Origin of the sequence: Acinetobacter celticus (genome assembly GCF_001707755.1) — a bacterium.
Lineage (GTDB): Bacteria > Pseudomonadota > Gammaproteobacteria > Pseudomonadales > Moraxellaceae > Acinetobacter > Acinetobacter celticus.
This window is the reverse complement of the sequence record NZ_MBDL01000001.1, coordinates 516,176-539,892: the sequence shown is the minus strand read 5'-3', so window position 1 is coordinate 539,892 and position 23,717 is coordinate 516,176. Positions and strand designations below refer to the sequence as shown.

Annotated in this window: 28 protein-coding genes; 17 read left to right on the top strand and 11 right to left on the bottom strand. The window is 40.9% G+C overall.

Annotation, left to right across the window (positions count from 1 at the left end):
• Positions 1-41: 41 nt before the first annotated feature.
• The gene (locus BBP83_RS02470) at positions 42-962 is read right to left on the bottom strand and encodes a Dyp-type peroxidase (protein WP_068885812.1); all 921 of its coding nucleotides are present in this window, start codon (positions 960-962) and stop codon (positions 42-44) included.
• Between the two features lie 164 nt (positions 963-1,126).
• Between BBP83_RS02470 and BBP83_RS02465 the strand changes: the two genes are divergently transcribed.
• Positions 1,127-1,747 carry a LysE family transporter gene (locus tag BBP83_RS02465; protein ID WP_068885811.1) on the top strand — a complete coding sequence of 207 codons (621 nt, stop codon included), beginning with the start codon at positions 1,127-1,129 and terminating at the stop codon, positions 1,745-1,747.
• A 101-nt stretch (positions 1,748-1,848) separates the two neighbouring features.
• Positions 1,849-2,103, top strand: a complete 255-nt coding sequence (locus BBP83_RS02460) for a hypothetical protein (RefSeq protein WP_068885810.1) — start codon at positions 1,849-1,851, stop codon at positions 2,101-2,103.
• Between the two features lie 31 nt (positions 2,104-2,134).
• On the opposite strand, the gene znuB is transcribed toward BBP83_RS02460, so the two are convergent.
• From znuB to BBP83_RS02445, 3 genes are read right to left on the bottom strand one after another with little or no spacing between them, the layout of a single operon-like run.
• Positions 2,135-2,935 (bottom strand): zinc ABC transporter permease subunit ZnuB, encoded by an 801-nt coding sequence (znuB, locus tag BBP83_RS02455; protein WP_068885809.1) that lies wholly within the window; start codon positions 2,933-2,935, stop codon positions 2,135-2,137.
• Positions 2,936-2,938: 3 nt separating this feature from the next.
• Positions 2,939-3,718: a zinc ABC transporter ATP-binding protein ZnuC gene (gene znuC / locus BBP83_RS02450; protein WP_415502411.1), complete on the bottom strand. Its 780-nt coding sequence runs from the start codon at positions 3,716-3,718 to the stop codon at positions 2,939-2,941.
• Entirely contained in the window at positions 3,703-4,197 is a 495-nt protein-coding gene (locus BBP83_RS02445; protein ID WP_068885807.1) for a transcriptional repressor, read from the bottom strand. Before BBP83_RS02445 ends, znuC begins: the two co-directional genes overlap by 16 nt.
• Positions 4,198-4,337: 140 nt before the next feature.
• Here BBP83_RS02445 and BBP83_RS02440 point away from each other — a divergent pair, with 140 nt between their 5' ends.
• The 11 genes from BBP83_RS02440 to BBP83_RS02390 all read left to right on the top strand — a co-directional run bounded on the left by BBP83_RS02440 (position 4,338) and on the right by BBP83_RS02390 (position 12,983).
• A complete protein-coding gene (locus BBP83_RS02440) occupies positions 4,338-5,177 on the top strand; it encodes a metal ABC transporter solute-binding protein, Zn/Mn family (protein WP_068885806.1) in 840 nt (279 codons plus the stop codon).
• A 171-nt stretch (positions 5,178-5,348) separates the two neighbouring features.
• Positions 5,349-5,747: an ATP synthase subunit I gene (locus BBP83_RS02435; RefSeq protein ID WP_068885805.1), complete on the top strand. Its 399-nt coding sequence runs from the start codon at positions 5,349-5,351 to the stop codon at positions 5,745-5,747.
• Positions 5,748-5,851: 104 nt separating this feature from the next.
• Positions 5,852-6,727 carry a F0F1 ATP synthase subunit A gene (gene atpB / locus BBP83_RS02430; protein WP_068885804.1) on the top strand — a complete coding sequence of 292 codons (876 nt, stop codon included), beginning with the start codon at positions 5,852-5,854 and terminating at the stop codon, positions 6,725-6,727.
• An 84-nt stretch (positions 6,728-6,811) separates the two neighbouring features.
• Complete coding sequence (atpE, locus tag BBP83_RS02425; protein ID WP_000424060.1) at positions 6,812-7,057, top strand: F0F1 ATP synthase subunit C; 246 nt, start codon at positions 6,812-6,814, stop codon at positions 7,055-7,057.
• Positions 7,058-7,095: 38 nt separating this feature from the next.
• Positions 7,096-7,566, top strand: coding sequence for a F0F1 ATP synthase subunit B (locus tag BBP83_RS02420; RefSeq protein WP_067670551.1), 471 nt, complete (start codon positions 7,096-7,098; stop codon positions 7,564-7,566).
• 11 nt (positions 7,567-7,577) lie between these two features.
• On the top strand, positions 7,578-8,114 hold the full coding sequence (locus BBP83_RS02415) for a F0F1 ATP synthase subunit delta (RefSeq protein WP_068885803.1): 537 nt from the start codon (positions 7,578-7,580) through the stop codon (positions 8,112-8,114).
• 43 nt (positions 8,115-8,157) lie between these two features.
• Positions 8,158-9,702, top strand: coding sequence for a F0F1 ATP synthase subunit alpha (atpA, locus tag BBP83_RS02410; RefSeq protein WP_068885802.1), 1,545 nt, complete (start codon positions 8,158-8,160; stop codon positions 9,700-9,702).
• 90 nt (positions 9,703-9,792) lie between these two features.
• A complete protein-coding gene (gene atpG / locus BBP83_RS02405) occupies positions 9,793-10,662 on the top strand; it encodes a F0F1 ATP synthase subunit gamma (RefSeq protein WP_068885801.1) in 870 nt (289 codons plus the stop codon).
• A gap of 26 nt (positions 10,663-10,688) precedes the next feature.
• Complete coding sequence (gene atpD / locus BBP83_RS02400; protein ID WP_068885800.1) at positions 10,689-12,083, top strand: F0F1 ATP synthase subunit beta; 1,395 nt, start codon at positions 10,689-10,691, stop codon at positions 12,081-12,083.
• 27 nt (positions 12,084-12,110) lie between these two features.
• Positions 12,111-12,530 (top strand): F0F1 ATP synthase subunit epsilon, encoded by a 420-nt coding sequence (locus tag BBP83_RS02395; RefSeq protein WP_067670561.1) that lies wholly within the window; start codon positions 12,111-12,113, stop codon positions 12,528-12,530.
• 147 nt (positions 12,531-12,677) lie between these two features.
• Positions 12,678-12,983, top strand: a complete 306-nt coding sequence (locus tag BBP83_RS02390; RefSeq protein ID WP_068885799.1) for a hypothetical protein — start codon at positions 12,678-12,680, stop codon at positions 12,981-12,983.
• 3 nt (positions 12,984-12,986) lie between these two features.
• Here BBP83_RS02390 and BBP83_RS02385 read toward each other — a convergent pair whose 3' ends face one another.
• The 4 genes from BBP83_RS02385 to BBP83_RS02370 form a co-directional block, all read right to left on the bottom strand.
• Positions 12,987-13,430, bottom strand: a complete 444-nt coding sequence (locus BBP83_RS02385; protein ID WP_068885798.1) for an AAA family ATPase — start codon at positions 13,428-13,430, stop codon at positions 12,987-12,989.
• Between the two features lie 219 nt (positions 13,431-13,649).
• Positions 13,650-14,240: a hypothetical protein gene (locus tag BBP83_RS02380; RefSeq protein WP_068885797.1), complete on the bottom strand. Its 591-nt coding sequence runs from the start codon at positions 14,238-14,240 to the stop codon at positions 13,650-13,652.
• 209 nt (positions 14,241-14,449) lie between these two features.
• A complete protein-coding gene (locus BBP83_RS02375) occupies positions 14,450-14,995 on the bottom strand; it encodes a glutathione peroxidase (RefSeq protein ID WP_068885796.1) in 546 nt (181 codons plus the stop codon).
• 216 nt (positions 14,996-15,211) lie between these two features.
• Complete coding sequence (locus tag BBP83_RS02370; protein WP_068885795.1) at positions 15,212-15,976, bottom strand: AraC family transcriptional regulator; 765 nt, start codon at positions 15,974-15,976, stop codon at positions 15,212-15,214.
• Between the two features lie 131 nt (positions 15,977-16,107).
• On the opposite strand from BBP83_RS02370, the gene BBP83_RS02365 reads away from it, so the two are divergent.
• The gene (locus tag BBP83_RS02365; RefSeq protein ID WP_068885794.1) at positions 16,108-17,010 is read left to right on the top strand and encodes a DMT family transporter; all 903 of its coding nucleotides are present in this window, start codon (positions 16,108-16,110) and stop codon (positions 17,008-17,010) included.
• A gap of 382 nt (positions 17,011-17,392) precedes the next feature.
• Here the strand turns inward: BBP83_RS02365 and tsaC are convergent, their stop codons facing one another.
• Genes tsaC through BBP83_RS02350 form a run of 3 tightly spaced genes read right to left on the bottom strand, consistent with a single transcriptional unit; the run spans position 17,393 to position 20,318 of the window.
• The gene (gene tsaC / locus BBP83_RS02360; RefSeq protein ID WP_068885793.1) at positions 17,393-17,962 is read right to left on the bottom strand and encodes an L-threonylcarbamoyladenylate synthase type 1 TsaC; all 570 of its coding nucleotides are present in this window, start codon (positions 17,960-17,962) and stop codon (positions 17,393-17,395) included.
• Positions 17,963-18,008: 46 nt separating this feature from the next.
• Positions 18,009-19,145 carry a DNA-processing protein DprA gene (gene dprA / locus BBP83_RS02355; RefSeq protein ID WP_068885792.1) on the bottom strand — a complete coding sequence of 379 codons (1,137 nt, stop codon included), beginning with the start codon at positions 19,143-19,145 and terminating at the stop codon, positions 18,009-18,011.
• 18 nt (positions 19,146-19,163) lie between these two features.
• Positions 19,164-20,318 carry a LysM peptidoglycan-binding domain-containing protein gene (locus BBP83_RS02350; RefSeq protein ID WP_068885791.1) on the bottom strand — a complete coding sequence of 385 codons (1,155 nt, stop codon included), beginning with the start codon at positions 20,316-20,318 and terminating at the stop codon, positions 19,164-19,166.
• A gap of 119 nt (positions 20,319-20,437) precedes the next feature.
• Between BBP83_RS02350 and def the strand changes: the two genes are divergently transcribed.
• The 3 genes from def to BBP83_RS02335 all read left to right on the top strand — a co-directional run bounded on the left by def (position 20,438) and on the right by BBP83_RS02335 (position 23,667).
• Positions 20,438-20,968, top strand: a complete 531-nt coding sequence (def, locus tag BBP83_RS02345) for a peptide deformylase (RefSeq protein ID WP_068885790.1) — start codon at positions 20,438-20,440, stop codon at positions 20,966-20,968.
• A gap of 101 nt (positions 20,969-21,069) precedes the next feature.
• Positions 21,070-21,510, top strand: coding sequence for a DUF2946 family protein (locus tag BBP83_RS02340; RefSeq protein WP_068885789.1), 441 nt, complete (start codon positions 21,070-21,072; stop codon positions 21,508-21,510).
• A gap of 75 nt (positions 21,511-21,585) precedes the next feature.
• Positions 21,586-23,667: a TonB-dependent copper receptor gene (locus BBP83_RS02335; RefSeq protein WP_068885788.1), complete on the top strand. Its 2,082-nt coding sequence runs from the start codon at positions 21,586-21,588 to the stop codon at positions 23,665-23,667.
• Positions 23,668-23,717 lie beyond the last annotated feature (50 nt).

Below are 23,717 nucleotides of genomic sequence, written 5' to 3'. Positions count from 1 at the left end.
AAGATGATGCAGAGTGTATGGAAAGTACACTCTGCATAGGATCATCCTTCCAGCACTTCTTCCAACAACTCTTCACTCGGTGCAAAATAATATGCACCATCCATCGGTGTTACAAAGTGCAGTAAACGGTCATGAATACCGTCACCGCTAGTACCAAACATACGCAATAACATATTATCGATAATGCTGAGGTCATTGGTATAGGCAATAAAAAATAAACCTTGCTCACCTTTACCATCACCATAAGGCAATGAATGGCGCAAAATCGCCATTTCTTCACCTTCATTATCTTCAACAACTGTACGTGAAACATGTGAATTTTCAGGCTGTTCATCTTCATCTAATTCAATAGATTCAAGCTTAGTCCGCCCAATCACCTGCTCTTGTGTATCAACTTTGAGCTTTTTCCATTTTTCTAAATTGTGCGCATAGCGCTGTGCAAAAATAAAAGAACCATCTGCAAAAACTCCAACATCATTTTGTAGTAAAGCGGTTTCAGCACGGTCATCTGGAAATTGCGGATTTTCAGTACCATCAATAAAGCCAGTTAAGTCGCGCCCATCAAAATTGCGGAAGCACACACGCTCATCTAGTACTTCTACTTTGTCCTGAATACCATCAAAAAAAGACTGGCTGAGTGCAAAACAAATGTCGGTACGCTGTGCCGCAATATGAATCAGTACGTCGGCTGGCACAACGGGCATGTGAAATGAACCAGAAATTGGATCTAATTGCTGAAAGCCTGTTGGTGTTTGTGCATACAGTTTGGCCCAAAGTTCAGGCCCAAAGGCCACAGCTGTTTTAATCTGAGCTTGTGGGTATTGGCTGATCAAACGGTCGCGTGTGGTAAATAAATCCCCAAGTTTTTCTTTGAGTTCTTCAATCGTTAAATTTTTTAAACGAAGAACAATAAAGCGCGCATGATCTGAAGGTAGTGGCAAAATTACAGATTGGGCGGTCATTCATGGCTCCTAAATATTGGTATTTTCTATGTCGCTGTTTCTATTGTGCCTTATTGATCTTGTAGAGGATAGTTTAGATCTGAATATTTAATTGCTAATTTTTTATACGTTTAAACGCTGTAAATATCATATAATTAAGATCTTCTTTCTGTTTCAATAATTTTATGTCCTTCCAAATTTGGCTGGCTTATATGTTAGCGTGTTGGGTCATCAGTATCTCTCCGGGCGCAGGTGCTATTGCCTCTATGTCCAGTGGTCTGAACTATGGTTTTAAACATGGCTATTGGAATGCTTTGGGCTTACAGCTGGCGCTATTGGTACAAATTGGTATTGTTGCCGCTGGGGCAGGGGTGTTGTTTGCAACCACACCTTGGGCATTTTGGGTAGTGAAATGGTTTGGGGTGAGCTATTTATTATATTTGGCCTATATGCAATGGCGCGCACCTATTCAGACAATTAAAATTCAGCAAGATTCACGGCCGAAGTCTCGTTCAAAGTTGGTGTTGTACGGTTTCTTGGTGAATATGAGTAATCCGAAAGCTATTGTCTTTTTGTTGGCCGTATTACCCCAGTTTTTAGATTTGTCCCAACCACAGTGGCCTCAATATATAATCATGGCGATGACCATGGTGATAATTGATTTGATTGTTATGGCGGGTTATACGGGTTTAGCTTCCAAAGTTTTAAGGCTTTTGAAATCACCACAACAGCAAAAATATATGAACCGAACTTTTGCGGTATTATTTGCCTGCGCTGCCAGTCTCTTAAGTTTGGTACATCAATAAGTAGATCATGTGGTTGATACCGCTGATGAAAATGTTGGCATCGGTATTCGATTTTTAGCGTTAATTTTATATACTGTAGAAAAATAATACGAGAAAAATAAATGTCGGTAATACTGTGGATTGCAATCTATACCATTTATTCATTGGTCACAAAATGGATTATATCGTGGGGCGGGGCAGGATATATTCAGGGCTGGAAAACTTGGTTTTTCTTTAATATGTCTCAATCTGAAGAATGGACGAAAGATCAGGTGATTATGATGGCATGGTTTTTCTGGATTCTATATACGCTTTGGTTTCTGCTAGGCTTGTTTAATCCTGAACTCAGATTTTATCAACTCAAAAATAGCCCATAACAGATTGGTTTTTTATAGGCTATTTTATGTATTAGGCGAGTTTTTTGATTTTTTGTATCGTAAAAATCACGGCAAAAATAATCGCCATGGTCAGTACAATACTTAAACCGGTAGAGATATTTAGACCTGCACTAGACCATAAGCCAACGCTAATCCCAATTTGTGCAAAAATAAATGCCCAAAGCACCATTTGTCGAGGTGAATGCGCCATTAAACGTGCGGTTAATGCAGGAATCACCAGTAAAGCGCCCATAAGTAAAGAACCGACTGCGCGTAAAGCCAAGACAGTAAATAAAGCCAAAAGCATCATAAAAATGAGACGCTGCCATTTGGCATTAATCCCTTCGCTGACTGCAATATCAGGGTCAATCGCAATTTGAATTTGTGCCTGCCAGCTTTTATATAAAACAGCTAAAGCAATTAAAATGACTGTCGCAAAAATGGGTAAATCTGACCAAGAAATGGTCAGTAAATCGCCAAATAAATAGCTGAGTAATTCAGGTCTTAAATTAGGTAAATGTTGAATTAACAATAAACCTGAACACAATAAGGTCGCAGAACATAGTGCTAGCAACGCATCATTAGGTAGGCGCGGATCATGTAAGAGCCATAAAATGCCCACTAACATCACAGCCAATAGCGTGACCCCCAACCACAATGGCAGACTGAGTGCCCCTGCAATTGCAACACCGAGCAAGGTGCCATGTGCCATGGTGTCAGCAAAAAAGGACATCCGTCGCCATAACATCAGGCAACCTAAAGGTGCTGTAAGAAACACCAATAAAGTGCCCATAATCCATGCGGGTAATAGTAGTTGTAACCATTCCATCATGGCTTAAGCTTCCGGTTCGGGGTGAATATGCGGGCGAGAGTCGTGCTGACAGGCGGTTGCCGAATCACCATGCGCACAGTGTTGATGGTGATGTTGATAAAAGACGCGGTTAGTCCCAAATATCGCTTGATATTCAGGATGTTGTTGTATGTTTTCTGGCAAACCACTACAACAAATATGTTTGTTTAGGCAGACCACGCGGTGCGTCCCTTGCATGACCCATTGCAAATCATGTGAAACCATCAGCACAGCACAACCATATTTTTCAGGCAAACTACGGACATAATCATACAGTTCAGCTTCAGATTGAATATCTAGACCTTGCATCGGTTCATCTAAGACCAACACATTCGGCTGGCGTAGCAAGGCACGCGCAATCAGGACTCGCTGACGTTCTCCACCAGACAGCTGCTGAACTTTCGCGTTTTGTAACTTTAAAATTCCTGTATCACGGATAATCTCTTCCTTTATAGAGGCTTCACATTTTTCTAAAGCCAAAAGGTCACAAACTCTTAAAGGAAGGCTGTGCGAGGGATTAAATTTTTGTGGCACATAAGAAAACGTTAAATTCTTAGCGGTAATAATTTGGCCCGAATTGGGCTTATGAATGCCCAACAAGACCTTAATTAAGGTTGATTTACCTGCACCATTGGGGCCAATCAAGGTCACAATTTCACGTTCATGTAAGGTGAAATCAATATTTTTTAAGATATCGCGCTCATCTATGCGCACATAGATATTTTTCAGATCAATTAAATGTGCTGAATTTAAGATTTGTTGCACTGCTGACAGATTCCTGAAATTTCAATAATGCTGTGATGTGCGGTGAAATGATCGGATGCAGATAATTCATCAAGTTGTTGTAACAGCCCTTGAGCCGAAGCTTCTTTTACCGACTTACATTCCGTACAAATCAGAAATGCTGCTTGGTGGCCTCCACGTGGATGGCAACATGGAATATAAGCATTAATTGATGTTAAACGGTGGATTAAACCTTTTTCCAGTAAAAAATCCAGTGTTCGATACACTGTTGGGGGGGCAGCAGGGCGGTCTGATTCACTTTTGATTTTCGCCAAAAGATCATAAGCACCCATTGGGCCTGTTGCATTTAAAATCAGTTCTAATACTTCCTTGCGTAAAGGAGTGAGGCGTGCGCCCGTTGACGAACAAAGGCTTTCAGCTTCTGCAAGTCGTTGTGCCACATTGGGGTGGTCATGTACGCCATGCAATGCATTGTGATGTTCGTGCGAACAAGAGCTCATCATTAACCTCAAGTACGAAACTATAAAAAGAAAAAGACTTTAAATCTTAGCATGAAGCGAAACAACTTTCGATCAGCCGTAGGTATTTTTGAGAATTTGTTATATTATAACACTATTCAAATTTTAGCGATCTTTCCCTCATGTCCCGTATCTTGGCATTTTGTGCTTTTGCATTTTTCAGCTCAATGAGCTGGGCACAAGGATTGGTAGTTTCTACACATCCGATCTATCTGATTGCCAAGGAAGTGACCAAAGGGGTAGAGCAACCAACCTTATTGTTGCAACATCAATCAGGGCATGATGTCAGTTTAACGCCGATGCACCGAAAAATTGTGCAAGATGCAAATTTGGTCATTTGGCTAGGCAAAGCGCATGAAGCACCGCTGGATAAACTGTTGTCGGGTGATGATAAAAGCATCGCGATTTTAGACTCAGGCATTGTTTCTACCTTGCCACTACGTAATCCACGTGGTCAGGCACTGCCAAATACCATAGATACACATGTGTGGTTAGAACCCAATAATGCAGTGCGTATAGGCTTCTTCATTGCGGCTTTACGCTCTCAGCAATTTCCTGCGCACCGTGAACAGTATTGGGCCAATGCCAGAGCATTTGCACATAATATGTTAATAACAGCACAGCGCGTCAATATGAAAAATAATGCCGAACCGTATTGGTCTTATCATGATGCTTACCAATATTTAGAACGCTCATTGAATTTGAAATTTGCAGGTTCATTGACTGATGACCCGCATGTTGCACCGACCATTGCACAAATAAAATATCTGCAAGATAGTCGTCCACGAGCGAAAATGTGCTTATTGGCTGAAGGTCATGCCAGTAAAAATCAATACCAAAAATTAAATCCAATCATCTTTGAAGCGGTCGATGAAAGCATGAGTGCAGAGACCAGTTTTATCCAAGCTTGGAAAAAATTAGCTGATCAAACACAGAGCTGTGTGCTAAATACCCGAAAGTGATGCAAAAAACAATCAATTATTGTTTAGTTTGAAAGCAATTTACACATTTAAAAAAACCAGACTTAGGTCGGGAAAAGATTGCATGTTCAGGGGTGTAACTCTATAATGCCTGCGATTAAAAATAATCATCTGTTAAACTTGTCAAGCATAAATGCTGTGAGTGAGTAAAAAATGAGCCGAACTAGTCGCATGATTGATCGACGATTAGCGAAAGCTTTGGTCATCTTACAAGCATTAATGATTCCTGTTTCAGCCTTAATAGGGTGGGTTCTCAAAGACTCAACCGTAGCATTAAGCGCAGCCTTGGGTGCGTTGGTGTGTTGGCTGGCAAGTTGCTATTTTACATGGCAGTCATTTCGAGCCGCTGGTGCTCGAGCCACGAAACAAGTACTGTTAAATATGTACCGTGGCATGATGGGTAAGTTTGCAATTGTGATTGTTGGATTTATTTTAATTTTGAGCAATGTAAAGCCACTATCACCGGCAGCATTGTTTTGTGGATTTATTCTTGTTCAATCCATGTCGTGGGTCGCTCCATTTTGGGCGTCACGTCTGCAGAAACGAGTATAAACGCAACAAAAATTGAAAAGTTTTTTCAGGAACGAACGAGATATCAAGCAGCACGCGATATTCGTGAGTTCCATTAGTTTTTTGACATTGACCAGGTGTGATTTATGGCTGCTGAAGAACATGCCCTTACTTCGACCGAGTATATCAAGCACCATTTGACCAATATGACCTATGGCAAAATGCCAGATGGTACTTGGAAATTGGCTGAAAGTGGTGCTGAAGCTCAACAGATGGGGTTCACTGCAATTCACTTGGATTCAATGGGTTGGTCTATTGGCCTTGGTGTGATTTTCTGTTTGATGTTTTGGATAGTTGCGAAAGCTGCGCAAGCGGGCGTTCCAACAAAATTCCAATCAGCAATTGAAATGATTATCGAGTTCGTAGACTCGAGTGTGCGTGATACTTTCCATGGAAAGTCTCGCTTGATTGCACCCTTGGCTTTAACCATTTTCGTGTGGATTTTCCTCATGAACTTAATGGACTTAATGCCTGTAGATTTTATTCCACATCTTGCAACTCTTATTGGTAGCAATGTATTTGGTATGGATCCACATAGCGTGTATTTCAAAATTGTTCCTACAACAGATCCTAACGTCACTTTAGGGATGTCTTTATCTGTATTTGCACTTATTATTTTTTACAGTATTCGTGAAAAAGGTATAGGTGGTTTTGTAGGTGAATTGGCACTGAATCCATTTAACCCAAGTAACCCAATCGCTAAAGCGCTTTTAATTCCATTTAACTTGCTTTTGGAATTGGTAACTTTTCTTGCGCGTCCGATCTCATTGGCGCTTCGACTATTCGGTAACATGTATGCGGGTGAATTGATCTTTATCTTGATCGCGCTACTACCGTTTTGGATCCAATGGGCATTGTCTGTGCCTTGGGCGATTTTCCATATTTTGATTATCACCCTGCAAGCTTTTATTTTTATGATGCTCACCATCGTTTATCTAAGCATGGCAAGCGAAAAGCATTAATGGTATTGCCTAACTATCAATGGATGGTTGGGCACAGATTTTTTAACTTAACTTGGTATATACCTAACCTCCGAGGAATTTTTCATGGAACTCACTTTAGGTCTAGTTGCAATTGCATCTGCTATCTTGATCGCTTTTGGTGCTTTAGGTACTGCGATTGGTTTTGGTCTTCTAGGCGGCCGTTTTCTTGAAGCTGTTGCGCGTCAACCAGAATTGGCTCCACAACTTCAAACTCGTATGTTCTTAATCGCAGGTCTTCTTGATGCTGTGCCTATGATTGGTGTTGGTATTGGCTTGTTCTTCATCTTCGCTAATCCGTTTGTAGGTTAATCAGCTTAATTCCTAAATTAAACTATTGAGGAATAGCAATGAATATTAACCTCACATTGATTGGTCAAGCGATCTCGTTTGCGATTTTTGTCGCATTCTGTATGAAGTTCGTATGGCCACCACTAATCAATGCGATTAGTGAGCGTCAGCGCAAAATCGCTGATGGCTTAAATGCAGCTGAAAAAGCGAAAGCTGATCTTGCCGATGCGCAAGCTCAAGTGAAAGCTGAATTAGATGCAGCTAAAGCACAAGCGGCTCAATTGATTGAACAAGCGAACCGCCGCGGTGCACAATTGGTCGAAGAAGCGCGTACTCAAGCATCTGCTGAAGGTGAGCGTATTCGTCAACAGGCTAAAGAAGCTGTTGATACTGAAATCAATTCTGCTCGTGAAGAATTACGTCAACAAGTTGCTGCTTTGGCAGTTACTGGTGCTGAGAAAATTCTTAGCCAGCAAGTTGATGCAGAAGCTCACAATGCCATGCTGACTCAGCTGGCTGCTAAACTTTAAGAGAGGCGATTATGGCTGAACTCTTGACGTTGGCACGCCCATACGCTAAGGCAGCATTTGCTTATGCTTCTGAGCAAGGTGCAGTTGACTCTTGGTCAAATGTATTAGAATTGCTTAGTGCAGCAATGCAAGATGAAGCATTTTCAGCTTACTTGAATCGCCCTGAGCTTACTCCTGCAGAGCAGGTAAGTATTTTTGCCAAAGTTTTAGGTGAAGATCAGACCGCTGCAGTGTCAAACTTTTTGACATTGCTTGCCGAAAATGATCGTCTGGCGCTTTTACCTGAAATTGCAGAAGAATACGAGCAGCTCAAGTCACAGAATAACAATACTGTGGATGTTGTGATTGAATCAGCATTCCCATTGACTTCTGTACAGGAACAATTGCTGGTACATGCGTTGGAAAAACGTTTTGAAGCAGCTGTAAATGTTTCTGTTGAAGTTAAACCAGAGTTAATTGCTGGTGTAGTTATTCGTGCAGGCGACCAAGTGATAGATGATTCTGCGCTTAACAAGCTTGAGAAAATGCGGACACGTCTTCTTGCTTAATTGCATTGAAGACTGAACTTAAAAAAGATTGAGGTATAGCGCAATGCAACAACTGAATCCATCCGAGATCAGTGCGCTCATTAAACAGCGTATCGGCGATCTGGACACCAGCGCGACCGCTAAAAACGAAGGGACCATTGTTATGGTTTCCGACGGTATTGTGCGTATTCACGGCCTAGCTGATGCTATGTACGGTGAAATGATCGAATTCGACGGCGGCTTATTTGGTATGGCACTGAACCTAGAACAGGATTCAGTGGGCGTCGTTGTTTTAGGTAACTACTTAAGCCTTCAAGAAGGTCAGAAAGCGCGTTGCACAGGTCGTGTATTAGAAGTTCCGGTTGGTCCAGAACTTTTAGGCCGTGTAGTAGATGCTTTGGGTAACCCAATTGATGCTAAAGGCCCAATTGATGCTAAATTAACTGATGCTGTTGAAAAAGTAGCACCAGGCGTAATTTGGCGTCAATCAGTGGATGAACCTGTACAAACTGGTTATAAATCAGTAGATACAATGATCCCTGTAGGCCGTGGTCAACGTGAGTTGATCATTGGTGACCGTCAAACTGGTAAAACAGCAATGGCGATCGATGCGATCATCGCTCAGAAACACTCTGGCATTAAATGTGTATACGTAGCTATTGGTCAAAAACAATCGACTATCGCTAACGTTGTACGCAAGCTAGAAGAAACTGGCGCTATGGCGTATACAACTGTTGTCGCAGCAGGTGCATCTGATCCAGCAGCAATGCTGTATTTGGCTCCGTACTCTGGCTGTACAATGGGCGAATACTTCCGTGACCGCGGTGAAGACGCGCTTATCATTTATGATGACTTGTCTAAACAAGCTGTTGCGTATCGTCAAATTTCATTGCTTTTACGCCGTCCACCAGGTCGTGAAGCATACCCAGGTGACGTGTTCTATCTACACTCGCGTCTACTTGAACGTGCTTCTCGTGTATCTGCTGACTACGTTGAGAAATTCACTAACGGTGAAGTGAAAGGCCAAACTGGTTCATTAACTGCATTGCCGATTATTGAAACTCAAGCGGGTGACGTATCTGCATTCGTACCAACGAACGTAATTTCGATTACTGATGGTCAGATCTTCCTAGAAACATCATTGTTCAACGCAGGTATTCGTCCTGCTGTGAACGCGGGTATCTCTGTATCTCGTGTTGGTGGTTCTGCTCAAACCAAGATCATCAAAAAATTGTCTGGTGGTATCCGTACTGCTTTGGCGCAATATCGTGAATTGGCAGCGTTCGCTCAGTTTGCTTCTGATCTTGATGAAGCAACGCGTAAGCAATTAGAACATGGTCAACGCGTAACTGAATTAATGAAGCAAAAACAATATGCTCCATATTCAATCGCTGACCAAGCTGTTTCAATTTATGCATCTAACGAAGGTTATATGACTGACGTTGAAGTGAAGAAAATCGTAGACTTTGATGCTGCGCTTGTTTCTTACTTCCGTTCAGAAAATGCTGCGTTAATGCAAAAAATTGACGAGTCTGGTGCTTGGGATAAAGAAATCGAAGCAGCATTCAAAGCAGGTATTGAAAGCTTTAAAGCGACTCAAACTTACTAATTTTCAATTGATTTGAAATTTAGTGTCGGTTTGGTTCACGGAATCAACCTTCGGAAGCTCGAAAGGGCTTTCGAATACTAGGTTAAGCGTATGGCAAACTTAAAAGAAATTCGCGCCAAAGTAGCTAGTATCAAAAGCACGCAGAAAATTACTCGCGCGATGCAGATGGTAGCAGCTTCTAAGATGCGTCGTGCGCAAGAGCGCATGGCTCAGGGCCGTCCGTATGCCGAAAATATGCACCGTGTAATTGCTCATTTGGTTCAAGCGAATCCTGAATATAAACATCGTTATATGGTTGAACGCCCTGTAAAACGCGTTGGCTATATTATTGTTTCTTCAGATCGTGGCCTTGCTGGTGGTTTGAACATTAACTTGTTCAAAAAAGTGGTCAAACACGTCCAACAGCAACAAGAGCAGTCAATTGAAGTTCAATTTGCTTTAATTGGTCAAAAAGCGGTTTCGTTTTTTAAAAACTACGGCGGTAAAGTACTTGGTGCAACGACAAATGTCGGTGATACACCAAGTCTTGAACAGTTAGCTGGTTCTGTACAAGTGATGTTGGATGCTTATGATAAAGGCGAGTTAGATCGTATTTATCTTGTGTCAAACGGCTTTGTTAATGCCATGACTCAAAATCAAAAAGTTGAACAACTTGTTCCTTTGGCAGCAGCTGATACGGACAAGGGTTTGAACCGTCAATACGGTTGGGACTATCTGTATGAGCCAGAAGCTGAAGAGCTTTTAAATGGCTTATTGGTTCGCTATATCGAGTCTGTGGTGTATCAAGGTGTGATTGAAAACATCGCATGTGAACAGTCTGCACGTATGGTTGCAATGAAAGCTGCAACAGACAACGCAGGCGACATCATTAAGAGCCTACAACTTATTTATAACAAGCTGCGTCAAGCCGCGATTACTCAGGAAATTTCTGAGATCGTTGGTGGTGCCGCTGCCGTTTAACATTATTTTGAATTGAGGAGACAGCAATGAGTAGCGGTCGTATCATTCAGATCATCGGCGCGGTTATCGACGTCGAGTTTGAACGTAATAACGTTCCTAAGATCTATGACGCTCTCCAAGTTGACGGTACTGAAACTACTTTAGAAGTTCAGCAACAACTTGGTGATGGTGTAGTTCGTACAATTGCAATGGGATCTACTGAAGGTCTTAAACGTGGTTTGAACGTCGTTAACACTGGCGCGCCTATTTCTGTACCTGTAGGTACAGCTTGTTTAGGTCGTATCATGGACGTTCTTGGTCGCCCAATCGACGAAGCTGGTCCAGTTGCAACTGAAGCGCGTTTGCCAATTCACCGTGCAGCACCTTCTTATGCAGAACAAGCAGCATCTACTGACCTTTTAGAAACTGGTATTAAAGTCATTGACTTACTTTGCCCGTTTGCGAAAGGTGGTAAAGTTGGTTTGTTCGGTGGTGCCGGTGTTGGTAAAACTGTAAACATGATGGAATTGATCAACAACATCGCGAAAGCTCACTCAGGTTTATCTGTGTTTGCTGGTGTTGGTGAGCGTACTCGTGAAGGTAATGACTTCTATCATGAAATGAAAGATTCTAACGTTCTAGACAAAGTAGCAATGGTCTACGGTCAGATGAACGAGCCACCGGGTAACCGTTTACGCGTAGCGTTGACTGGTTTGACCATGGCTGAATATTTCCGTGACGAGAAAGACGAAAACGGTAAAGGCCGTGACGTACTATTGTTCGTAGATAACATCTATCGTTATACACTAGCGGGTACTGAAGTATCAGCACTTCTAGGTCGTATGCCATCTGCAGTAGGTTATCAGCCTACACTTGCAGAAGAGATGGGTGTTCTTCAAGAACGTATTACATCGACTAAGTCTGGTTCTATTACGTCAATTCAAGCGGTATATGTACCTGCCGATGACTTAACAGATCCATCGCCTGCGACAACATTTGCTCACTTAGACGCAACTGTTGTATTGAGCCGTGACATCGCATCTTCTGGTATTTACCCAGCGATCGATCCACTAGACTCAACTTCACGTCAGCTAGATCCTTTAGTTGTTGGTGCTGAGCATTATGAAATTGCACGTTCTGTACAGAACATTCTGCAACGTTATAAAGAGCTTAAAGACATCATCGCAATTTTGGGTATGGATGAGCTTGCAGAAGAAGATAAATTGGTTGTTTACCGTGCGCGTAAAATCCAACGTTTCTTCTCTCAACCATTCCACGTAGCTGAAGTATTTACTGGCGCGCCTGGTAAATTAGTATCTCTTAAAGAAACGATTCGTGGCTTTAAAGGTCTTCTAGCTGGTGAATACGACCACATTCCAGAACAAGCGTTCTATATGGTTGGTGGTATTGACGAAGTGATTGCTAAAGCTGAGAAACTTTAATTAGCAACTCTAATTTAGGGGATTCTCATGTCTACTATGCAGTGTGATGTTGTAAGTGTAAAAGAGTCTTTGTACTCTGGCACTGTAACGATGCTAATTGCAAAAGGTGCTGGTGGTGAGTTGGGTATTATGCCTGGTCACGCGCCACTAGTAACTTTGCTTCAACCGGGCGCAATTCGCGTTCTGTTGGAAAACGGTACAGAAGAGTTAATCTATGTATCTGGTGGTGTTCTAGAAGTTCAACCGCATGTTGTGACGATTCTTGCTGATACAGCAGTTCGTGCAGAAAACTTAGATGAAGCTGCAATTTTAGAAGCGCGTAAAAACGCTGAAGCTTTGCTTGCTAATCAAAAGAGCGATTTGGACACAGCTGCAGCACTTGCTGTTTTGGCAGAAACTGTTGCTCAGCTAGAAACGATCCGCAAAATCAAAAACCGCGCTCAATAAGCGACTGTTTAAGATTTAAAAAAACCACCCGAAAGGGTGGTTTTTTTTGTGAAAAATAAGAGCAAATATAGGGTTTATCTAAAGTTGCATATATTTTGTGCGGAACTTAGATTACTTTCAATCAATTACAATTTTTAATTAATTTATATGAATTTGATTGCCTTTGAACCGCATTTTTGGGAACTTTATCAAGAAGATATACATTATTATCTTAGTATTGCGGTAGATATGAGTTCCGTAGTGTCATGTTGGGATTTGGTTTTAACCAATGATGAGATACAAGCTTATGAGCATCATGGTCGCACTGGTATTGATGAATTAGCGAAATCCATTATTGCTTCTGCCTACATAGGTGATTTTTCGAGTATGGAAAGCCGATTGGCAAAACCGTATGAACGCAATGCAATGCAAGCCACTTTCAAAGCATGGCAAAACAGTCAAAAAATACCATAAGTATTAATCTGACATAGGCAGAATAGAAAATTCGCCATGACCTATAATTTTGACCTGAAAAATTTCAGAAAATCCTTCGCTTAAATGGGGGATCTGTATTTTTTTATAGGTTGCTCGAACGCCAATTTCAGGAATATAGGCTTTGCCTTGACGTTGCTTATTTCGTTCTAAAGTACTGTTTAAATCGGTTTTAAAATAATATGCAATCACTTCAAAGCCTGCATCTTTGGCGCGTTGAATATAACGTGCCCGAGATTCATCGTCAGGGTTGGTATTATCAATCACCATTTTAGTTTTAGAGGCTAAACCCGCTTCAAAAATTATATTTTCACGATGCCGTGTTTTTAGCATGTCTAGATTAATCCGTAAATGTGTACTGCTAAAATACTGCTGATAAAAGGTCGATTTTCCAGAGGCTTGAATGCCTGTAAAAATAATCAGTTGCATGCGTATTGGCTTTAAAAAATGAGCTGGAATGCAAGCAATAGTGTATCCAAAAAATTAAGCGTTATTTGAGTTTTTCTGAAGAAAGATCTGTTTTATAAATGATCTGTTTTTATTTTAGAATTTAACTTTAAAGTAATTTGATGTCGATTGAACGTAGTGATAAAAAGCCCATAGCAAAGATGCTATGAGCCTGAGTTGAGATTTTCAGTATTTGATGTTTTAGGATTCAGAATTTTCAGAAGAGTTGCTGTGGTCACTGTTGTTTTGAAGCAACATAGATGCAAGTTTCAGCATTTCAGATTGAATAGAACCCATTTGTTGCTCTATTTTTTTCAAATCGACTTTACTTAGGTCAACTTGACCATTTAAAAATGGCGTTGCTAGGACTTGCTCATTGGCCGTTAATAGGTTTTGACGGATGTCTGAAATTTCTTGTGTTTTTAAATTGATACTGGTTAAAGCCTGATTGAAATCAGTCAGTTGCTTTCGTAACTGCGTTGCCTTGTGTTGCAGTGCTTCATGATCTTGTGCATTTACTGCACTTTGTAAATCTGTTTTGGTTTGTTGCAGTTGCCCAATATAATCGCCAGCTTTTAGCTGTAAATCAGCAACATCACGAATCACATAAAACATATTGCCATTTTTTAGTTCAGTCTGCGCGGTGGTATTCGTTGTGTCAGGAGCTGTATTCATTTGATGGGTTTCAGATTCTTGATTCTCAGATTGAGCCACTTGATCGCAACCCAATAGCGTCATACCTGTAATAAAAATACCGAAAGGAAGTAAAGCGCCTTGCAGGAATTTTTTCATAATGCTGTTTAATCTCTAAATATTAATTAATTTTGACTCTGAGTGAATATAAGGGTGAAATGTGAATTAAAAATAGATTGTTGCAAAGTAATAACAAAAAGCATTCTTTTACGCGCATGGTGCTACTGTCGAATGATGAAAATAAGAAAATACGTACTGTGCATCAATAAAAAAGGAAGTGATGTGCTCACTTCCTATAAGATGTTGGATTACTTGGCTAATTCAGCGTTAATAGCATCGACAAGACGGGCATCATCGGCCTGAATATCGGGTGCAAAACGACCAATAATTTCTCCTGATTTATTCACTAAGAACTTTTCGAAATTCCACAGCACTTCAGGGGCTTCATTTGGGGTTAGGCCATAATCAATCAGGTCCTTTTTCCATGGGCCTTCGCCAAGACGTTCAGGCACGGCACTAATCAGTGCGGTGTAGAGCGGATGCTTATCTTCACCTGCAACAGAAATTTTTGAAAATAAAGGAAAATCAACTTGATAGTTTAAAGAACAGAATTGTTGAATTTCTTCATCTGAGCCTGGCTCTTGTTCTAAAAAGTTATTGGCAGGGAAGCCTAAAATTTCTAAACCTTCGGATTTTTTATCTTTATAAAGTTGTTCTAAGCCTTCATATTGCGGGGTTAAGCCACATTTAGACGCCACATTAACAATGAGAAGCACCTTACCTTGATATTGGTTTAAGGTAGTTTCCGTACCATCAATGGTTTTTACGGGAATGTTATATGCTGATGTTGCCATGAAAAAACCTGTTTATATGTTGTTTGACTTGAATGTTGTAACTGGAAAATGGATGAGGAGCAAGTATTGTTCGTTTTTGTTTTATCTTTTTTATCGGCTTTCTTTCTGGGTGCTGAAATGAGAGTGAAAATAGGTTTTTTATTCAAAAAATGCATGGTCGAATTTTTCTTATAAAGGTTTGAGGCGATGATATTTAAAGCGCTTAGACCATAATGCTCATTTTGTTTTTGTACTGGTTTTTAGTTGAGCAGGTGTTTGTCCCGTATAGCGTTTAAAAAATTCAATAAAATTAGAACTGTGTTGATAACCTAATTCTAAACTTAAGGCTTTAATTGAAAGACCTTGGCGCAATTGGGTAATGGCATATAAAACTTTTGCTCGGTTACGCCACTCGGACAGACTGAGTTGTAATTCTGTCTGACTGATTCTAAGGAGTTGCCGTTCACTGATTGGGTATTGCCTTAAAATTTGTTGCAGGCTTTTACTGAAGTATTTTGGCGATGATAAGTCGGCAAGTATCGGTTCTAACAGAGAATGGTGAGATTGAGGTAAGTAGTGATTGTGCTTTGGCGCGACTTTCAGCTGATCGAGTACCACTTGGAGTAAATGCCTATAAGACTGTAAATCATCGCCTTGATGTTGTAGTCGAAAAATTTCTTGAATTAAGTGGCGAAAGAATGGGGTAATACTGAGCATTTCAGCTTGCGTAGAAAAATCTAGGCAGAGTGCAGGATCAAGGCGAATAGCCACATAATGTGTCGTGTGTTTATCGACAGCAATGGCATGGTGTGCCACACGTGGTGGAAGCCAAAGTCCATAACTCGGGGGAGACAAATGAAGTTGATGATCTACTTCATATTCTAAAACACCATTTAGGCAAAAATTAAAATCGCCCCAAATACAACTGTGTGGGTAAGCGATATCGTGCTGTTGATAGAAAAGTTCTGTGATTTCAATTCGATGTTCTAAATCATTTTGCATAGATTGAAGAGACCTGAGTGTGTATTGGTTTGGGCATGTCGGTGAAGCAATATAGAAGTCTGAAAATCAATATTTAATTTATATCGGACATCGGGCAGTATAGATACTGAAATTGAGTAAAGAATCGAATCATGGAATTAAATCCAAAATTAGCCAAATGGTCTGTCCTCTTGCCTGTGATAGCCGTATTTTTCTGGTCATTAAACATTGTGGTGACACGTTATGTTGCCGAATTTATCTCGCCCGTTAGTATTAGTTTTTACCGCTGGTTCATTGCTTTTATATTATTAACACCATTTGTCTGGCCACAATTAATTCGTCAACGCAGCATGGTGGTTCAGCATTGGAAGCAGCTGGCGGTTTTAGCGGCTTTTGGCATGGTGCTGTATCAAGGCTTAAGTTATAGTGCCGCGCATTATACCAGTGCAACCAATATGGGCATTATTAACGCCTTTATTCCTGTATTTACTATTTTCGTTTCTATTTTTATTTTGAAGGAATGGCCAAATCGCTTTGCAGTGATTGGTTGTATCATTTCATTTTCTGGTTTGTTATTGGTTATTGCCAAAGGAAACTTCGCCAATTTAGTGTCTTTAGGAGGGCATTCGGGCGATATTATTATGATATTTGCGGTTTTCTTTTATGCTTTTTATGGCGTTTTTTTGAAGAAATGGCAGTTAAAAATCCCTTTATTTACCAGTTTGTATGTGCAAATATTTTTTGCTTTGTTATATCACCTGCCATTCGTTTTATGGTTAGGCTTAGACCGAATTGATGCACAGAATGTGGGCAGTGTTTTATACGCAGGAATATTCCCTTCATTGGTCGCACCTCTGGTCTGGATAATGGCTGTGCAAGCGATGGGGCCAAATAGAACCAGTGTGTTTATGAACCTCATGCCAATTTTTACTGCGGTGATTGCTTATTTTTGGCTTGCAGAACAGTGGAGTATTTATCACACGATTGGAACAGTTTTGGCTATATTGGGTGTCATACTGGCGCAAAGAAAACCACTATTGGTGTTGGAAAAATGAGCTAAAGCGGGATGTAAATAGCATTTAACTAAATTATTTTTGTAAAAAAATTATATTAATAGCTAGTTTTTACCTAGTAAAAACTAGCTTAAACTGTAATTAAATTGATCAAAAATAAAAAGTTACATTTAATAAGGTACTGTTTTTAAATTGGATAATCTATATAAACTCATTTGTTATAGGAAAAATCTATTGGTTTTAAAAAGTGCTTTATCACATAATAGCGCCATCGAAAGTGGTGAAGATATTCTTAAGAATACCTTCAGTGTTTTCTCTGAAATTATCAGACCCTCTGGATGTGATTTTATGCACATCCTTTTTCATGCTCAGCCGATCCTATATGGCTGAGCTTTTTTTTGCCTATCGCAAAAGCAAAGTTGCATTATGCACGAATCACTTCACCTGTTTCGGCATCAATAATTCGGCTGGGTTCTTGACTCAAGCCTAAATCGCCATTTAAGTATTGTAATTCTTGGGCGAAGTATCGAGTGGCTTCTTGTAGCGAGCGGGCAGGAGAAAGCCCAGCAGGGTTTGCACTGGTAGAAACAATAAAGCCATTAAAGGCCTGACAAAGAGCGACGCAAAGCGAGTGTGTAGTGACTCTGACAGCAACTTTAGAATGGTTGCCTTTAATCCAACTGGGAATTTCATCTCCTGCAGGCAATAACCACGTGGTGGCTCGTTCAATTGCACTATGGTTGCTCCATGACGCAATGACTTGTTCACGCATTTGAGAGGGCAGTGTTGTTAATAAGTGCTCGATTTGTGAAATATTGGCAGCCAACAAGATGACTCCTTTTTCTAGAGGGCGTTGTTTTAATCTTAAAATTTCATGAAATGCATGCTCGTTATAAGGGTCACAACCTAAGCCCCAAACGGCCTCTGTAGGATATGCCAAGACCTGTCCTTTTTTAAGGCAGATCGCTGCTTTGGCAACAGAGGTGGTAATCATCAGAGATAGACCTTATCAAAATAAATAAGCTCTATTGTGAACCTTATTACGTTGGACGACAACGCAGATAGCAACCAGCTTGTTGCATGGCCAATCCTAAAAGTTCCAATTCCATTAATTGTGCTGTTAAGGTCGCCACATCAATATGCAAATGTTGAGCCAGTCCGTCTAAGCCTTGACCTGTCCAATCCAACTGGTTATAGAGTGAGATTAAATGTTCTGGAACATTCAGACTGATAGTTATTGGCTCAGATTTTTCTGCGGTAATGTGTGTGGATTGCCACTGTGTCGGTAAGGCTAAATCTTCAATGACTTGTTGTGGATGGTCAATCAGAATGGCGCCTTCACGAATCAGTTGATGACAACCTTGATGAAACTCACCATAAATATGTCCAGGAATGGCAAAAACCACTTTTCCTTGTTCGGCTGCAATTTTGGCTGTAATCAATGAGCCACTTTTTAAGGCTGCCTCTGCGACAATGACCCCAAGACTTAAGCCACTGACGATACGGTTGCGTCGTGGAAAATGGTGTTGCAATGGGGGCGTCTGAGGAAGAAATTCCGTAATAACAGCACCGCCATTTTGCAAAATGTCTTCTCTTAAAGCTTGATGCTGCGTGGGGTAGGTTTGATCGAGTCCTGTTGCCATTACTGCAATGGTACGTTGATTTTTTAAGGCAGCTTGATGCGCTGCTTGGTCAATGCCTTGGGCTAAGCCACTATTAATATAAAAGCCTTGTTCACTTAAATAAAAAGCAAAGTCATAAGCCACTTGACGGCCATGTGGGCTTGGTTTACGACTTCCGACAATGGCGACCTGAGGTTGGAGCAGTACTTGAGCATTGCCCTGACCAAAAATAAGAGGTGGTTTATCTATATAAGGGAGCAGTTGTTGTGGATAATTCGCTTCTGAAAAAATCAGAACAAAATCACTCGATTGTTGAATCTGTTGTAGGCAGTGTTGAAAGTTTTTCTGACCTTCAGATGTGTGAAATTCTTGAAACCGTTGTAAATGATTTTTATGAATGCCTAAAGCTTGCCAAATAGCCAATTGATTGGGCGAAAAGGCTTCGGACAAAATCGGGTAATGGCCTTGAATTTTATAGAAACTGGAGAGTGAATGCTGAACCAGATACCACAAGGTAATTGTTTCAATTTGCACTTGTGATAACGGGTTTAGCATAAAGTAACCTAGGTCAGATTAATCATCCAAAAGTGGTGGCAAAATTGCAGCACCGACTTTAATTGGTAGTTCACTGTCAAGTACGTAAGCATAGCTTAGGTTATCAAAGGTTTTGAATACCATAATATTGGCAATACGTTGATCAGGAAGATGAATTTTTTCTTTGGTTTTTTGATCGGTGACCAGTTGACCTTTTTGATTCACATTGAAGACATAGCCAGTTTGAACGCCTTGTAATGAACCACGATCAATCGCGACCACGCTACTGGCTGCAGCCATTCCAATCGAACCAAGAACACGGACAATACTACCACCTGCAGTGATATTTTCAGCACTGGTCGGATAAAACAGTGTTGGAAGCATTGGATCGTATTCAGGCAATACATGATCGCTTCGACGTACTTCTTCATTATAAGTATCTGTTAATTCAAGGGTGGTAATATTGTTTTCACCACGAATTGCAATCCCAGAAGCCACTTGCGTCAGTTCAGTACCTGCATTAAATTTTTTACCAGTGGCATCTGTTAGCATATACGGTTCACCTTCGCGATAGACCGCATAGCGTTGGCCGACCGTCATGCCATTACCGCGTGCGTAAACAGTTTGGCCTTTGGCAGCCAATACACGGTCATCGGAAGCACCGACAATATAAGGCGTGTTTTGTAAGGCATCTGGTGAAATGACCATACTGCGTTCAAGCCATTTCACAATATGATCTAGTGGAATCACAGGAATGGCATTGTTGAGCGATTCAATGCGAACCTGAGGTTGCATTTTGGTATGACCCGTATAGCGACGAATGATGCCTTCACAACCATCACCTTCATCTTTACCAATAAGGGGTTTGCCATTGTGTGTACACATGAGTAAACGATCGCCTGGGAAAATCCAGTGTGGGTTTTTCACATGTTTATTGCTTGCCCAAATTTCAGGCCAACGGACTGGATTTTTTAAAAATCTTTTGGAGATATCCCAAAGCGTATCGCCTTTTTTTACGATATAAACTTGAGGTGCACTGGCTTTTAATGCGGGTGGATTGACATTGCGCGCAGGTGCCGCTTCGGCAGTGGTTACAATTCCAGCCCCAACACTGACACAGATGGCGAGTGCTAATAATTGTTTTTTAAACCCCAAGGCACTAAAAGTTGGCATGCCCTTCAAAACCTTTTTCATTATCATAATTCCTAAAATTATGTATGCAGTTGCGTTATAATAACGATATTACACACAATTTTTTAATGAAGCATTCCTTCATTTTGTTTTTTGATCAATGGCATAAGTGAGGACGTCGTATGGCCTTATTACCTATTTTAAGTTTCCCCGATCCCCGTCTTCGTACCATTGCAAAACCAGTCGAAGAAGTCACTGATGAAATTCGTCAGTTAGTCGCAGATATGTTTGAAACAATGTATGAAGCACCCGGCATTGGTTTGGCTGCTACACAAGTCGATCAACATATTCAGCTGATTGTCATGGATTTATCTGAAGATAAAAACGAACCCATGGTTTTTATTAACCCCAAAATTACGCCATTGACGCAAGAGACACAGCCGTATGAAGAAGGCTGTCTGTCAGTGCCTCAAATATACGATAAAGTTTCGCGTCCGTCACGTGTAAAAATTGAAGCAGTGAATCTTGAGGGGCAGACATTTGAGCAGGAAGCTGACGGACTTCTCGCTGTTTGCATTCAGCATGAAATGGATCACTTAAACGGTAAGCTGTTTGTGGATTATCTTTCGCCATTAAAACGTCAACGCGCACGTGAAAAAGTGGAAAAAACTGTGCGTCAACGTCAGAAAGATCAAGTGGCGGTAAAACGTTAAGCGGAGTGGTTTTTTCAACTTTATTGTAAAATCAACAAGATCAAGCTCAATTTCGATTGGGCTTTGTTATACTTGTGGCCGACAAATTTTAGGATTTGCCTTTGTTTCTACGTAGTGCTCTGCTACTTTCTTTTGTAGCCGTATTTTTACAGATTGCTGTTTTTCTACAGCCTTTGCTTCCGACGCAATATCAAATTGCACCGGTCTGTGAAACTATTACGCGTGCACTTTTATTAGATACATCAGATCATCATGCATCGCAAAGCTCATCGGCACATCACACTTCTCATCATATTGTTGTGCAAGCAGACCATGCACATGCTTCTGAATCTGCAGGGCACGAGCATGATGCGAATCACCATTGTCAGTATTGTACCGTGTATGGCAACTTGGTTTTACCACCCGAACTAGATGTGAAAGAAGTATTAGATCGAATTCAAATTCGTTTAATTGCTTTTCAGCAAACATTTAGCCATATTTGGTTTGCGTTACAACGCTTATTTCTCTTGCCCCAAGGGCGCGCACCGCCACTTTTTGCATAAATCAACGTTTTAAAAATTTAAGGGTCTGGGTTGACTCCAGACCAGTTGTATTTATGTTTTAAGTGAGATTTTAAAATGGCTCAGCCACAATTTTTTTTACAGCCTTTAGCCGCTGCAATTGCTGTCGCCTGTGCATCAGGTGTGGTGATGGCAGAAACATCAACCGATGCTTTAGCAAAAGAAGTTCATACCCTAGCACCAATTGTAGTAACAGCACAGCAGGGCAATGATGCCAATGGACTGATTGTTCGGGCAGATCCTAAGCAACCTATTCAGCCTGTGCCTGCAACAGATGGTGCTGATTATTTACAAAGTATTATGGGCTTTAGTGCCATTAAAAATGGTGGAACCAACAGTGATGTGACCTTCCGTGGCATGTTTGGTTCACGGATTAAAATCTTGGCAGATGGCACTGAAAATTTAGGGGCTTGTCCAAGTCGTATGGATGCGCCAACCTCTTATATTTCTCCTGAAAGTTATGATCAAATTTCTGTGGTTAAAGGCCCGCAAACCGTGCAATACGCCAATACAGGTTCAGCGGCAACGGTTATTTTTGAACGAAAAAAACCAGAACTCACTGCTGAAAAACCTTATCAAGGTCAAGCCAGTGTGTTGATGGGTTCATTTGGTCGTTTAGATCATAATATTGAAACAGCACTAGGTGATGAAACCAAATACATTCGTTTAAATGCTAATCGTTCTGAATCGAATAGTTATCAAGATGGTGATGGTAATACAGTACCTTCTGCTTGGGAGCGTTGGAATGCAGATGTCGCATTGGGTTGGACACCAGATGAAAATACGTGGCTGGAGCTGACGGGTGGAAAGTCGGATGGTGAGGCTTTATATGCAGGCCGTGATATGGATGGTTCACAATTTGCTCGTGAAAGTCTGGGACTGCGTTTTGAAAAGAAAAACCTGACCGATGTGATTCAGAAAGTCGAAGGGCAGGTGAACTATAGTTATAACGACCATGTCATGGATAACTTTAGATTAAGAACGCCACCGATGACACACGACATGATGACGCATCAAATGGTCGCGAATCCATCAGAGATGCAAGTCACCCGCCGTACTTTGAATACCCGTTTCGCCATGACCAGTGAGTGGGACAAACTGAATTTAATCACTGGAATTGACTCTCAGCAGAATAATCATGCAGGAAGCATGATTATGTATGTCATGCCTTCAATGAATACACCATTGACCACCAATATGAAATTTCAGTCTTATGGTGCATTTGGTGAACTCGGTTATCAATTGAGTGAAAACTCAAAGCTGGTGACAGGTGCACGACTGGACCAAGTCAAAATTGATGCGCTGAAGCTCAATGATGACCGTTCAGAAACTTTACCTAGTGGTTTTATTCGTTTGGAAAATCAACACCCTGAACATGATGCCAAAAGCTATATTGGTTTAGGCTATGTTGAACGTGTCCCTGATTATTGGGAGTTATTCAGTACTGCGCATGGTAATTCAGGCATGTCAAAGCCTACTTTTAATGATTTGGACACTGAAAAAACCTTGCAGCTAGATATGGGTTATCAACATCAGCATGGTGCTTTTAATTCATGGGTTTCAGCTTATGCAGGTTTGATTAATGACTATATTTTAATGAGTTATCATAATCATCCAACCTCAGGCGGGCATGGTCATGGCTCAAGCTTCAGTGCAGGGGCGAAAAATATCGATGCCACCATTGCAGGGGCGGAAGCAGGATTAGGTTATCAATTTAGTGATGCTATTCAGGCGGATATGAGCGCTATGTATGCATGGGGTGAAAACACTACAGACAACAAAGCATTACCGCAAATCGCGCCGTTAGAAGGACGCTTTAATCTGCGTTATGTTCAAGATAAATATACCTTGGGCATGTTGTGGCGTGTGGTGGCGAAACAAGATCGTATTAGCTTAAATCAAGGTAATATCGTGGGTTATGACATGAATGAGAGCAAAGCGTTTAGCACACTGGCGTTAAATGCCTCTTATCACCTAATGCAAGATATTGATGTGGCTGTTGGTGTGGATAACGTTTTAGATAAAACCTACACCGAACACTTAAATAAAGCCGGAAGTTCAGGTTTTGGTTTTGCCAGTAATGAGCAATTCAATAATACCGGTCGTAATTATTGGGCACGCATCAGCATGAAGTTCTAAGTTTTTGATGTGCAAAAAACCGAGTTCAAATACTCGGTTTTTTGTTTTTG